Source organism: Citrobacter sp. wls827, from assembly GCF_005280875.1.
GTDB lineage: Bacteria > Pseudomonadota > Gammaproteobacteria > Enterobacterales > Enterobacteriaceae > Citrobacter > Citrobacter youngae.
In genome coordinates, this window is record NZ_SZWR01000018.1 from 367,446 (window position 1) to 380,374 (window position 12,929).

The 12,929-nt window shown below is 52.9% G+C and carries 13 protein-coding genes; 10 read left to right on the forward strand and 3 right to left on the reverse strand.

Features of this window, described 5'->3' with window-relative positions; genetic code table 11:
* Position 1 precedes the first annotated feature (1 nt).
* Positions 2–1,111, reverse strand: a complete 1,110-nt coding sequence (locus FDX03_RS14955; protein WP_137346134.1) for an SDR family oxidoreductase — start codon at positions 1,109–1,111, stop codon at positions 2–4.
* A gap of 429 nt (positions 1,112–1,540) precedes the next feature.
* On the opposite strand from FDX03_RS14955, the gene queE reads away from it, so the two are divergent.
* Entirely contained in the window at positions 1,541–2,212 is a 672-nt protein-coding gene (gene queE / locus FDX03_RS14960) for a 7-carboxy-7-deazaguanine synthase QueE (RefSeq protein ID WP_048213069.1), read from the forward strand.
* 96 nt (positions 2,213–2,308) lie between these two features.
* Here the strand turns inward: queE and queD are convergent, their stop codons facing one another.
* Entirely contained in the window at positions 2,309–2,671 is a 363-nt protein-coding gene (queD, locus tag FDX03_RS14965) for a 6-carboxytetrahydropterin synthase QueD (protein WP_115601560.1), read from the reverse strand.
* A 305-nt stretch (positions 2,672–2,976) separates the two neighbouring features.
* Here queD and cysJ point away from each other — a divergent pair, with 305 nt between their 5' ends.
* The 3 genes from cysJ (at position 2,977) to cysH (ending at position 7,325) form a co-directional block, all read left to right on the forward strand.
* Entirely contained in the window at positions 2,977–4,776 is a 1,800-nt protein-coding gene (gene cysJ / locus FDX03_RS14970) for an NADPH-dependent assimilatory sulfite reductase flavoprotein subunit (RefSeq protein ID WP_137346135.1), read from the forward strand.
* Positions 4,776–6,488 (forward strand): assimilatory sulfite reductase (NADPH) hemoprotein subunit, encoded by a 1,713-nt coding sequence (gene cysI, locus FDX03_RS14975; protein ID WP_124020849.1) that lies wholly within the window; start codon positions 4,776–4,778, stop codon positions 6,486–6,488. Before cysJ ends, cysI begins: the two co-directional genes overlap by 1 nt.
* Before the next feature lie 102 nt (positions 6,489–6,590).
* Positions 6,591–7,325, forward strand: a complete 735-nt coding sequence (gene cysH, locus FDX03_RS14980; protein ID WP_137346136.1) for a phosphoadenosine phosphosulfate reductase — start codon at positions 6,591–6,593, stop codon at positions 7,323–7,325.
* Positions 7,326–7,369: 44 nt separating this feature from the next.
* On the opposite strand, the gene FDX03_RS14985 is transcribed toward cysH, so the two are convergent.
* Positions 7,370–8,413, reverse strand: a complete 1,044-nt coding sequence (locus FDX03_RS14985) for an aminopeptidase (RefSeq protein ID WP_061068477.1) — start codon at positions 8,411–8,413, stop codon at positions 7,370–7,372.
* A gap of 254 nt (positions 8,414–8,667) precedes the next feature.
* Here FDX03_RS14985 and cysD point away from each other — a divergent pair, with 254 nt between their 5' ends.
* From cysD to FDX03_RS23460, 6 genes are all read left to right on the forward strand, one after another.
* Positions 8,668–9,576: a sulfate adenylyltransferase subunit CysD gene (gene cysD, locus FDX03_RS14990; RefSeq protein WP_005130891.1), complete on the forward strand. Its 909-nt coding sequence runs from the start codon at positions 8,668–8,670 to the stop codon at positions 9,574–9,576.
* Between the two features lie 9 nt (positions 9,577–9,585).
* Positions 9,586–11,013, forward strand: coding sequence for a sulfate adenylyltransferase subunit CysN (gene cysN / locus FDX03_RS14995; protein ID WP_115642965.1), 1,428 nt, complete (start codon positions 9,586–9,588; stop codon positions 11,011–11,013).
* Positions 11,013–11,618 carry an adenylyl-sulfate kinase gene (cysC, locus tag FDX03_RS15000; RefSeq protein ID WP_048213061.1) on the forward strand — a complete coding sequence of 202 codons (606 nt, stop codon included), beginning with the start codon at positions 11,013–11,015 and terminating at the stop codon, positions 11,616–11,618. Before cysN ends, cysC begins: the two co-directional genes overlap by 1 nt.
* A gap of 47 nt (positions 11,619–11,665) precedes the next feature.
* A complete protein-coding gene (locus FDX03_RS15005; RefSeq protein WP_048213060.1) occupies positions 11,666–11,989 on the forward strand; it encodes a DUF3561 family protein in 324 nt (107 codons plus the stop codon).
* 215 nt (positions 11,990–12,204) lie between these two features.
* Positions 12,205–12,516, forward strand: coding sequence for a cell division protein FtsB (ftsB, locus tag FDX03_RS15010; protein WP_003034163.1), 312 nt, complete (start codon positions 12,205–12,207; stop codon positions 12,514–12,516).
* A gap of 18 nt (positions 12,517–12,534) precedes the next feature.
* On the forward strand, positions 12,535–12,929 hold a 395-nt coding region (locus FDX03_RS23460; RefSeq protein WP_249357073.1), incomplete at its 3' end, for a 2-C-methyl-D-erythritol 4-phosphate cytidylyltransferase.

Below are 12,929 nucleotides of genomic sequence, written 5' to 3' on the forward strand. Positions count from 1 at the left end.
CCTATTTAAAGTCCACTGCCATTTGCTGTGGAATAGTCAGCCCACGTGTCGTCTGTACACAGCGCTCAATGTAATCGGTAAAACGCGGCGGCTTCGGCATCCCCATGCTGAGCAGCTTATCATTGCTGAATCGCACGTTCAGCGTTGCGAACGCGCCGTAAAGACGCATGGCTTTCAGCATTAGTCGTTCGTTGCAGGGGCCAAAAATATTCTTCAGTTCACGGCGCATTTGGACCAGCGTTTCATAGCTGACCTGTGCGTATTTATTGCCGACGGGAGCTTGTTCCAGCGCAGATGCCATCGCGTTATCAATATCTGCAAACCTCACGCTATTTTCTTCTCCTGCTGAGATGTGCACCACTTCACCGCGAGCAAGTGGACTGCTCAGTAACATCAGCAATGCATCGGCGCAATAATCAACCGGGATCACGTCAATACGGTCTTCCATCGAACACATAAATTTTTGTAGCATCAGACCCATGCTGAATACCCAGAAAATACTGCTGGAGGGTTTACAGCCGTGATGAGTATGGCCAACAACGATCGAAGGCCTCGCGATAACCAGTGGTAATGTTGGGCATTCCTGTTGCATCAGACGTTCTATCGTGGATTTAGAGTGCGTATACTCAACCAGATGCTCAGCACGCTCGCGAAACTCTGCACTTTCGGCCACCAGTGAATCGGGGTCTGGGGAGCATGACATTGCTGTACCAACGTGAAGAAAACGCTGCAGGCTGCCGACACAGGCCATTCTCCGGGTGAACTTCAGCGTTCCTTCGACATTGACTTTCCAGATAAGCGGGTTGTTGCCAAAAGAGGCGACGGCGGCGCAATTGATGACATGAGTAACCTGGCCCAGACGCGGGTCGTTAAGAAACGCTTCAGGTTCTACTAAATCACCCAACAGGATATTCCGCGGGCTAAGTGTGGCCAGTTTTTCTTCTGCAATATTGAATTTGCGCAGATTTTCCTTTATCCGTTCCAGCGCAGATACATCATTACTGGCACGAACTAAAAGCAGCAGATTAAATCCATTTGTCTGATTCAGAATGTTTTCTAAAACGGCTCCGCCCAAAAAACCGGTTGCGCCAGTAATTAATAGTGTATTCATGAATGCAGTCTCATTAGGGGTGGTTGACTGGATTCTAGGCGCGGATAATTAAACGGAGATTAAATGGAAAATTAGCGTAAGCTTAGGTTTCTTAAGCCTATTCTAATATAAAAAGATATCGCGGATCGAATTTGACTATGCGTGATGCTAATAAATTCATAATTTCATGTTTCCGTTTGTACATGCTTGAAATATTTTACTTTTAAAATATTTATACTATTTTTATAAGGTCATTATCAATAATATTTTGTTACATCAAAACGCTGCCTGAACAGCTATAAAATTAAATCACAGCTATTCGATCATTGCAGGCGCAAACACGAGATCATGTTTCATGATTTTTAACTCAGGGGACAGCGCAGCCGGGGGCAAGACCTGAGCGTGCAAATCTGCAATAATACGCGTCCATAACCCTAAACAGAGATGACTATGCAGTACCCGATTAACGAGATGTTCCAGACCCTGCAAGGTGAGGGTTACTTTACCGGCGTCCCCGCCATTTTTATTCGTTTACAGGGATGCCCGGTTGGCTGTGCCTGGTGCGATACCAAACACACCTGGGATAAGCTTGAGGATCGGGAAGTCTCCCTGTACAGCATCCTGGCTAAGACGAAAGAGAGTGATAAATGGGGTGCGGCGAGCAGTGAAGATCTGCTGGCTGTTATTCAGCGTCAGGGCTATACCGCTCGTCATGTGGTGATAACCGGTGGTGAGCCCTGCATTCATGACCTGATGCCGCTGACTGACCTGCTGGAAAAGAACGGCTTTAGCTGCCAGATTGAAACCAGCGGCACCCATGAAGTGCGCTGTACGCCGAATACCTGGGTGACCGTATCGCCGAAGGTAAATATGCGCGGCGGTTATGATGTGCTGTCGCAGGCGCTGGAGCGCGCGAATGAAATCAAACATCCGGTTGGTCGCGTTCGCGATATTGAAGCGCTGGACGAACTGTTGGCCACGTTGAGCGACGAAAAACCACGCATCATCGCCTTACAGCCAATCAGTCAGAAAGAAGATGCAACGCGTTTGTGTATTGATACCTGTATTGCGCGCAACTGGCGTTTGTCGATGCAAACCCACAAATATCTGAATATTGCCTGATAAGTTTTGCCGGGGCGCTTCGCTTGTCCGGCCTACGCTTGCTAATAAGGTAGGCCGGGATCAGTCGCGGTGCGTCGCCATCCGGCAAGGTCGGGATCACTCGCCGCGATACACGCAGCCTGCTGTGCAGGTTTCTTTTACCATTACTGCGCTCAGCAGTGGAACCACCGGTTTAACCTGCTCCCAAATCCATTTTGCCAGCACTTCACTGGTTGGGTTTTCGAGGCCCTGAATATCGTTCAGATAGTAGTGATCGAGTCTGTCGTAGGTCGGCTTAAACGCCGCTTTTAACTCAGAAAAATCCATGATCCAACCGGTATGCGGATCGACTTCACCGGTAATTTCAAGACGCACCATAAATGAGTGACCATGCAGGCGGCCACATTTATGCCCTTCTGGTACATGCGGCAGGCGGTGAGCGGCTTCGAAGGTGAAATCTTTAAACAAGGTGGTGGACATTTTTTACTCTCAAGAATGCGAAAAACCGCCGTAGGGTACCGTAAAGTACAATTTTTATCATTAGTTAAAAGGGCGCTAAGCATCAGAACGTCATATTTACGTTGTTAATGTTTGATAACTACTTATATATCATGTAGTTATTAAATCGTTTTTGTCGTTAATGACTATAACTAAAACAGGTTAGTCCATTTGGTTATTTGTTATTTCTATCCCTTCTTTAATTGTTACTATCCCCGCCGTTAACCTTATCTTCAGTTTGGGTTTTATTGCTGAAATCCGCTTTGCTTACTGGAACATGACAACGCATGACGACACAGGCCCCACCTTCCGCTTTGCTACCGCTAAATCCGGAGCAACTGGCACGCCTTCAGGCAGCCACGACTGACTTCACTCCCGCACAGCTCGCGTGGGTTTCTGGCTATTTCTGGGGCGTGCTGAATCAGCAGCCTGGCAGCAATGTGGCGGCTCCTGCGCCTGCTGCTGAAGTGCCCGGTATTACGCTTATCTCCGCCTCGCAAACCGGTAATGCGCGTCGTGTGGCGGAAGTTCTGCGCGATGATCTGATCGCTGCGAAGCTCAACGTCACTCTGATCAACGCTGGCGACTATAAATTCAAACAAATCGCCAATGAAAAATTGCTGATCGTGGTGGCGTCGACGCAAGGGGAAGGTGAACCGGCGGAAGAAGCCGTGGCGCTGCATAAATTCCTGTTTTCGAAAAAAGCGCCGAAGCTTGAGAACACTGCTTTTGCCATATTTGGTTTGGGCGATACCTCCTATGAGTTCTTCTGCAAGGCGGGGAAAGATTTCGACAGCAGGCTGGCTGAACTGGGTGGCGAGCGCCTGCTGGATCGGGTGGATGCTGATGTCGAATACCAGGCCGCTGCCGCGCAGTGGCGTGAGCGTCTGGTTGAGGTTCTGAAAGCGCGTGCGCCGGCTGCACCGTCTGTGCAAGTTGCTGCGAGTGGTGCGGTAAACGAAGTACACACCAGCCCGTACACCAAAGAAGCGCCGCTGGCGGCGTCACTTGCGGTGAATCAGAAAATCACCGGTCGCGACTCGCTAAAAGATGTGCGCCATATCGAAATCGATCTCGGCGATTCCGGCCTGCGCTACCAGCCGGGCGACGCGCTGGGCGTGTGGTATCAGAACGATCCTGCGCTGGTTAAAGAGCTGGCAGAGCTGCTGTGGCTGAAGGGTGATGAACCGGTCACGGTTAATGGCAAAACGCTGCCGCTGGCGGAAGCTTTACAGTGGCACTTTGAGCTGACGGTCAACACCGCCAATATCGTGGAAAACTACGCCACGCTGACGCGCAGTGAATCGCTGCTGCCGCTGGTGGGCGATAAAACGCAGTTGCAGCATTACGCCGCCACCACGCCAATCGTCGATATGGTGCGTTTCTCCCCGGCACAACTGGACGCTCAGGCGTTAGTTGATCTTCTGCGCCCGCTGACCCCGCGTCTGTACTCCATTGCTTCCTCCCAGGCGGAAGTCGAAAGTGAAGTGCACGTGACTGTTGGCGTCGTGCGTTACGACATTGAAGGCCGCGCCCGCGCCGGTGGTGCCTCCAGCTTCCTCGCCGATCGTGTGGAAGAAGAAGGCGAAGTTCGCGTCTTCATCGAACATAACGACAACTTCCGCCTGCCGGCGAACCCGCAGACGCCGGTGATCATGATTGGCCCGGGTACCGGTATCGCACCGTTCCGTGCCTTTATGCAGCAGCGTGCTGCCGATGGCGCAGAAGGTAAAAACTGGTTGTTCTTCGGCAACCCGCACTTCACCGAGGATTTCCTGTATCAGGTGGAATGGCAGCGCTACGTCAAAGAGGGCGTGTTGAGCCGGATCGATCTCGCCTGGTCGCGTGACCAAAAAGAAAAAATCTACGTACAAGACAAACTGCGCCAACAGGGCGCGGAACTGTGGCGCTGGATCAATGACGGTGCCCACATTTATGTCTGCGGCGACGCTAATCGCATGGCGAAAGACGTTGAGCAGGCATTGCTGGAAGTGATTGCTGAATTCGGTGCAATGGACATCGAAGCGGCGGATGAATTTTTAAGTGAGCTGCGCGTTGAGCGCCGTTATCAGCGAGATGTCTACTAATGAGCGAAAAATACCCAGGGCCTTTAGTGGTCGAAGGCAAACTGACTGACGCCGAGCGCATGAAGCGTGAAAGTAATTTCCTGCGCGGCACCATCGCGGAAGACCTGAACGACGGCCTGACCGGCGGCTTCCATGGCGATAACTTTCTGCTGATCCGTTTCCACGGCATGTACCAGCAGGACGACCGCGATATTCGCGCCGAACGTGCCGAGCAGAAGCTGGAGCCGCGTCACGCGATGCTGCTACGCTGCCGTCTGCCGGGCGGGGTGATCACCCCAACCCAGTGGAAGGCCATCGACAAATTTGCCGCTGATAACACCATTTACGGCAGTATTCGTCTGACCAACCGTCAGACCTTTCAGTTCCATGGCATTCTGAAGAAGAACGTGAAGCCGGTGCATCAGATGCTGCATTCGGTGGGGCTGGACGCACTGGCGACCGCCAACGACATGAACCGTAACGTGCTGTGCACCTCCAACCCGTATGAATCGCAGCTGCACGCCGAAGCCTACGAGTGGGCGAAAAAGATTTCCGAGCATCTGCTGCCGCGCACTCGTGCCTATGCCGAGATCTGGCTCGATCAGGAAAAAGTTGCTACTACCGACGAAGAACCGATCCTCGGGGCGACCTATCTGCCGCGTAAGTTTAAAACCACAGTCGTCATCCCGCCGCAGAACGATATCGATCTGCACGCCAACGACATGAACTTCGTGGCGATTGCCGAAAACGGCAAGCTGGTAGGCTTTAATCTGTTGGTCGGCGGTGGTTTGTCGATTGAGCATGGCAATAAGAAAACCTACGCCCGTACGGCGAGCGAATTTGGCTATCTGCCGCTTGAACACACGCTGGCGGTGGCGGAAGCGGTGGTGACGACGCAGCGTGACTGGGGCAACCGTACCGACCGTAAAAACGCTAAAACCAAATACACCCTTGAACGCGTTGGTATCGACACGTTCAAAGAGGAAGTGGAGCGTCGTGCGGGGATCAAATTTGAGCCGATCCGCCCATACGAGTTCACCGGTCGTGGCGACAGGATTGGTTGGGTGAAAGGGATCGACAATAACTGGCATCTGACGCTGTTTATTGAAAATGGCCGTATTCTGGATTACCCGGGCCGTCCGCTGAAAACCGGCTTGTTGGAGATCGCGAAGATCCACAAAGGCGATTTCCGTATTACCGCTAACCAGAACCTGATTATTGCCGGTGTACCGGAAAGCCAGAAAGCGAAGGTAGAGAAGCTGGCGCGCGATCATGGGCTGATGAATTCGGTGAAACCGCAGCGTGAAAACTCGATGGCCTGCGTGTCGTTCCCGACCTGTCCGCTGGCGATGGCCGAAGCCGAGCGTTTCCTGCCGTCGTTCACCGACAAAGTGGAAGCGATTCTGGAAAAACACGGCATTCCTGACGAGCATATCGTGATGCGTGTGACGGGATGCCCGAACGGCTGTGGCCGCGCAATGCTGGCCGAGCTGGGGCTGGTGGGCAAAGCGCCGGGGCGCTACAACGTGCACCTGGGCGGTAACCGCATGGGAACACGTATTCCGCGTATGTATCGCGAAAACATTACGGAATCGGAAATTCTCGACGCCGTTGACGAACTGGTTGGGCGCTGGGCGAAAGAGCGTGAAGCGGGTGAAGGCTTCGGCGACTTTACGGTGCGTGCGGGCATCATTCGCCCGGTGCTCGATCCAGCGCGTGATTTCTGGGAATAACCTGAATTTGCCGGATGGCGGCATAAATGCCTTATCCGGCCTACCAACCGCGTAGGCCTGATAAGCGCAGCGCCATCAGGCAAGGCATACAGCGAGGAACTTATGTCCAAACTCGATCTAAATGCGCTGAATGAACTGCCAAAAGTCGAACGCGTATTAGCGCTGGCAGAAACCAACTCCGAACTGGAAAAACTGAGTGCCGAGGATCGTGTGGCGTGGGCGCTGGAAAACCTGCCCGGCGAATATGTTCTGTCATCAAGCTTCGGTATTCAGGCGGCGGTCAGCCTGCATCTGGTGAACCAGGTTCGCCCGGATATCCCGGTGATCCTGACCGATACCGGTTATCTGTTCCCGGAAACCTACCAGTTTATTGACGAGTTAACGGACAAACTCAAGCTGAATCTCCAGGTTTATCGCGCGAAAGAGAGCGCTGCCTGGCAGGAAGCACGCTACGGCAAGCTGTGGGAGCAGGGCGTTGAGGGCATTGAGAAATACAATGACATCAACAAGGTTGAGCCGATGAACCGGGCGCTGAAAGAGCTCAACGCACAAACCTGGTTTGCCGGCCTGCGCCGCGAACAGTCCGGTAGCCGTGCACATTTACCGGTATTGGCTATTCAGCGTGGCGTATTTAAAGTGCTGCCGATTATCGACTGGGACAACCGTACGGTATACCAGTATCTGCAAAAACACGGTCTGAAGTATCATCCACTGTGGGATCAAGGCTATCTGTCAGTCGGCGATACCCATACCACCCGCAAATGGGAGCCGGGGATGGCGGAAGAAGAGACGCGGTTCTTTGGGCTGAAAAGAGAGTGCGGGCTGCACGAAGGGTAACGGCTAAAAGCCCGGTAACGTTTACATTTTACCGGGCTTCTTCTTCAGGATTTACCTGCTTTCGCCAGTTCTTTTACCAGCGGCAGCATGATGCGTACGACGTCGCGGCTGCGATGTTCAATCCGGCCTGGAAGCGCTTTATCAATATGCTGCTGGTTGTCCAGACGCACGTCGTGCCAGCTGTTACCTGCGGGGAAAGAGGCGGTTTTAGCGCGTTGCTGATAGCCGTCTTTTTTACCCAGGTTCCAGTTGGTTGCTTCTACCGAGAGCACGGCGATTCCCGCTTTGTCGAAGACCTCGGCATCGTTACAACATCCGGTTCCTTTCGGATAGTCTTTGTTCAGGCCCGGGTTGGTACTGGCGACGATACCGCGGCTGTGTGCAATTGCCAGCGCCCGGTCGCGCGTCAGTTTTCGTACGGCTTCCGGGGTTCTTTTCCCACTATTGAAGTAGAGCTTATCCCCGACGATCAGGTTATCGAGGTTGATAACCAGCAGCGTATTTTTCTTCTCAGCCGCACTCATGCGCTTGAGGATATTTTCTGCGCCGAGTTTGCCTTCTTCCTCGCCGCTGGTGGCGATAAACCGAATGCCGTACTGTGTCGGCACATTTTTAAGTTTTTCAGCCAATTCCAGCATGACACCCAAACCTGCGGCGTTATCGTCGATGCCCTGTAAGGTTAACCCGCCCAGATTAGCATCGGAATCGGCATCGCTCAGCGCGGCGTAAGTGTCGAGGTGTGCCATGATAATAATCTGCTGCGGCGCTTTGCCTTCATGCGCTGCAATGACGGTGCTGCCCGTAACGTTATGCCAGTTCTTACGGTTGTCTTTGGCGGTATAAACATAACGGCTATTAAACGTTCGAATATCACTGCGATAGCCCATCTGCTGAAATTGCTGACGTAAATAATCAGCAGATAGCATTTCTGCCGGAGAGCCCGTCACGCGGCCAGGGAAGAATGTTGCGATATATCGGGCCTGAGTATTTGCGATATCTCCAGGTCTGGAGGATGTTGCCTGTGCAGGAAGGATAAAACACGCGCCGAGCGCCATGGCAGCAATAAGGTGGCGCGTTGCGGAAAACATAATGAGTCCTTAAATACCAAGCAGAAATTTTCAGTCGCTAGTATGAAACTGTGATCGAGGTAAAACAATTTCATTTGCTCCTAAATGCCCGAAATCCGGCGGCTTAAGCACTTTTTGAACTTTGCTTTTCCAAATCGTTATTCCTTTGAGGAACTACTCATTCCAATTCGTAATTTCATTCGCTCTCTTGCCCTCCCTATAGTCAGGTTATCTGAACTTCGTTAGCAAAATAACGGCAATACATAGGAACGGTTATGGATCAAAAACGACTTACCCACCTGCGGCAACTGGAAGCGGAGAGCATCCATATCATTCGTGAGGTGGCCGCCGAGTTTTCGAATCCGGTGATGATGTATTCCATCGGCAAGGATTCCAGCGTAATGCTGCATCTGGCGCGCAAAGCGTTTTATCCTGGTTCACTGCCGTTTCCTCTGCTACACGTTGATACCGGCTGGAAATTCAGCGAGATGTATGAGTTTCGTGACCGTACGGCAAAAGCCTACGGCTGCGAACTTCTGGTGCATAAAAACCCGGAAGGGGTGGCGATGGGCATCAACCCGTTTGTCCATGGTAGCGCCAAGCATACCGACATTATGAAAACCGAGGGGTTGAAGCAGGCGCTGAACAAATACGGTTTTGACGCAGCATTCGGTGGCGCACGCCGTGATGAAGAGAAATCGCGCGCGAAAGAGCGCATCTATTCCTTCCGCGATCGTTTTCATCGCTGGGACCCGAAAAACCAGCGTCCGGAGCTGTGGCATAACTACAACGGCCAGATTAACAAAGGCGAAAGCATTCGCGTATTCCCGCTCTCTAACTGGACGGAACAGGATATCTGGCAGTACATCTGGCTGGAGAACATCGACATTGTTCCGCTGTACCTTGCCGCAGAGCGTCCGGTGCTTGAGCGCGATGGCATGTTGATGATGATTGATGACGACAGAATCGATCTACAACCCGGTGAAGTGATTAAAAAACGCATGGTGCGTTTCCGCACGCTCGGCTGCTGGCCGCTCACTGGCGCGGTGGAGTCGGACGCGCAGACGCTGCCGGAAATTATCGAAGAGATGCTGGTCTCAACCACCAGTGAACGTCAGGGGCGCGTGATTGACCGCGACCAGGCGGGCTCCATGGAGCTGAAGAAACGTCAGGGGTATTTCTAAGGAGCCGCCATGAATACGACACTTGCACAACAAATTGCTAATGAAGGCGGCGTTGAAGCCTGGATGGTTGCCCAGCAACACAAAAGTCTGCTGCGCTTTTTAACCTGCGGTAGCGTGGATGACGGGAAAAGTACCCTGATTGGTCGCCTGCTGCACGACACGCGTCAGATTTATGAAGATCAGCTTTCATCGCTGCACAACGACAGCAAACGTCACGGCACCCAGGGCGAAAAGCTCGATCTGGCGCTGTTGGTTGATGGCTTGCAGGCCGAGCGTGAGCAGGGCATCACCATCGACGTGGCTTACCGTTATTTCTCTACCGAGAAGCGTAAATTTATCATTGCGGATACCCCCGGCCATGAGCAGTACACCCGCAATATGGCAACCGGTGCGTCGACCTGCGATCTGGCGATCCTGCTGATCGATGCACGTAAAGGCGTGCTGGATCAGACGCGTCGTCACAGCTTTATCTCCACGCTGTTGGGAATAAAACATCTGATCGTTGCGATCAACAAAATGGATCTGGTGGATTTTAGCGAAGAGACATTTAACCGGATTCGTGAAGATTATCTGACCTTTGCAGAGCAGTTGCCGGGCAACCTGGATATCCGTTTTGTACCGCTTTCAGCACTGGAAGGTGACAACGTGGCGTCGCAAAGTTTCAGCATGCCGTGGTACAGCGGCCCGACGCTGCTGGAAGTGCTTGAAACTGTTGAAATCCAGCGCGTTGTCGATACTCAGCCGATGCGATTCCCGGTGCAGTATGTGAACCGCCCAAATCTTGATTTTCGTGGTTATGCCGGAACGTTGGCCTCCGGTAGTGTGAAGGTGGGACAGCGCGTCAAAGTGCTACCGTCCGGCGTTGAGTCCAGCGTAGCGCGGATCGTGACCTTCGATGGCGACTTGCAGGAAGCGCATGCAGGGGAAGCGATCACCCTGGTGCTGAAAGATGAGATCGATATCAGCCGTGGCGACCTGTTACTTGATGCCGGTGAAGCGTTGCCGGCGGTACAAAGCGCTGCCGTTGATGTGGTGTGGATGGCGGAACAACCGTTGTCGCCAGGGCAGAGCTATGACATCAAAGTGGCGGGCAAGAAGACGCGTGCGCGTGTTGATAGCGTGGAGTATCAGGTCGATATTAATAACCTTACCCAACGTGACGTTGAAGCGCTGCCGCTAAACGGCATCGGCCTGGTTAATCTGACCTTTGATGAACCGCTGGTGCTGGATACCTATCAGCATAATCCGGTCACGGGCGGCCTGATTATCATTGACCGTCTGACTAATGTTACCGTCGGGGCTGGACTGGTACGCAAGCCGATCGTCCAGGAGCAGGCCACGACATCCCAGTTCAGCGCGTTTGAGCTGGAGCTTAATGCGCTGGTGCGTCGCCATTTCCCACACTGGGGTGCGCGCGATCTGCTGGGAGGAAAATAATGGCGCTGCATGACGAAAACGTCGTCTGGCATGCCCATCCTGTTACGCCGCAACAGCGGGAGCAACACCACGGGCATCGTGGTGTTGTGCTGTGGTTCACCGGACTCTCTGGTTCGGGTAAATCCACGGTGGCGGGAGCGCTGGAAGAAGCGTTGCACAAGCTGGGGGTTAGCACTTATCTGCTGGATGGCGATAACGTGCGCCACGGTCTGTGTAGCGATCTTGGATTTAGCGATGCCGATCGTAAGGAGAATATTCGTCGGGTTGGTGAGGTGGCTAACCTGATGGTGGATGCGGGCCTTGTGGTGTTGACCGCCTTTATTTCACCGCATCGCGCCGAGCGCAAAATGGTTCGTGAGCGGGTTGGCGAAGGGCGTTTTATCGAGGTGTTTGTCGATACGCCGCTGGCGACCTGTGAATCACGTGATCCAAAAGGGCTGTATAAAAAAGCGCGGGCGGGTGAGTTGCGCAATTTTACTGGCATTGACTCGGTATACGAAGCGCCTGAATCGCCAGAAATTCATCTTGATGGTGAACAATTGGTAACAAATTTGGTACCCCAATTATTAGACCTGCTGAGGCAGGAAGATATTATCAGATCCTGAGACACCCGAGCTCACATGCCCGGTCAGTCACGGTCACAGGATTAGATATGCGTAACAGCCATAACATTACTATTACAGAGTCAGATACCTTCGCCGCCGACGACGAAACCACCTGGTCACTACCGGGGGCCGTGGTCGGTTTTATTGCGTGGTTGTTGGCGCTGGGATTCCCGTGTCTGATGTATGGCCCTAATACACTGTTTTTTTTCATTTATACCTGGCCCTTTTTCCTCGCGTTGCTGCCCGTCGCCATTGTGGCGGGTATTGCCCTTCATTCGCTTATGCAGGGACGGCTGCTGCTAAGCGTTACGTTTACCCTGCTGGTGGTCGGGTCGATGTTTGGCGCATTGTTCCTGTGGCTGCTGGGCTAGGTTCACTTCCCTTTTTTCATGGTGAGTGGTGCCGCATACCGGCAGCTCTAATTCAAACCGTAACCAACAATGAGATTATGTTCTCCTTACACGGGGTATACGTAACAACGGGCAAATGTGGTACATTTGCCCGCGTTGTCGCGGCATTCCCGACCGTTGATGTAAAGTTGTCTGCGGAAGTTATGGGATGTAAATGCCGTTTTTCAGGGGGCAGGATGGGTAAACTAACGCTGCTGTTGCTGGCTTTATTAGTCTGGCTGCAGTATTCGCTGTGGTTCGGTAAGAACGGCATACATGACTATAGTCGCGTCAACGATGATGTTGCTGCGCAGCAAGCTACAAACGCGAAACTTAAAGCGCGTAACGATCAGCTCTTTGCTGAAATTGACGATCTCAATGGCGGACAAGAGGCTATTGAGGAGCGTGCGCGCAACGAACTCAGTATGACTAAGCCGGGCGAAACCTTTTATCGTCTGGTGCCTGACGCGTCTAAACGTGCTCAGACTGCAGGGCAAAACAATCGATAAACCGTCCAGGGATTTAACATGGCAGCCACTTTATTGGACGTTTGCGCCGTGGTGCCGGCTGCCGGGTTTGGCCGCCGAATGCAAACAGAGTGTCCTAAGCAGTATCTCTCTATTGGCAATAAAACCATTCTTGAACACTCGGTGGATGCGCTGCTGGCTCATCCCCGGGTGACGCGAGTCGTCATCGCTATCAGCCCAGGCGACAGTCGCTTTGCCCAACTTCCACTTGCTGCGCACCCGCAAATTACCGTAGTGGATGGCGGCAACGAGCGTGCTGATTCTGTCCTTGCCGGTTTGCAAGCAGCAGGGGAGGCTCAGTGGGTACTGGTGCATGATGCCGCACGTCCGTGCCTGCATCAGGATGATTTAGCCCGCTTACTGGCAATAAGTGAAGCCAGCCGTATCGGCGGTAT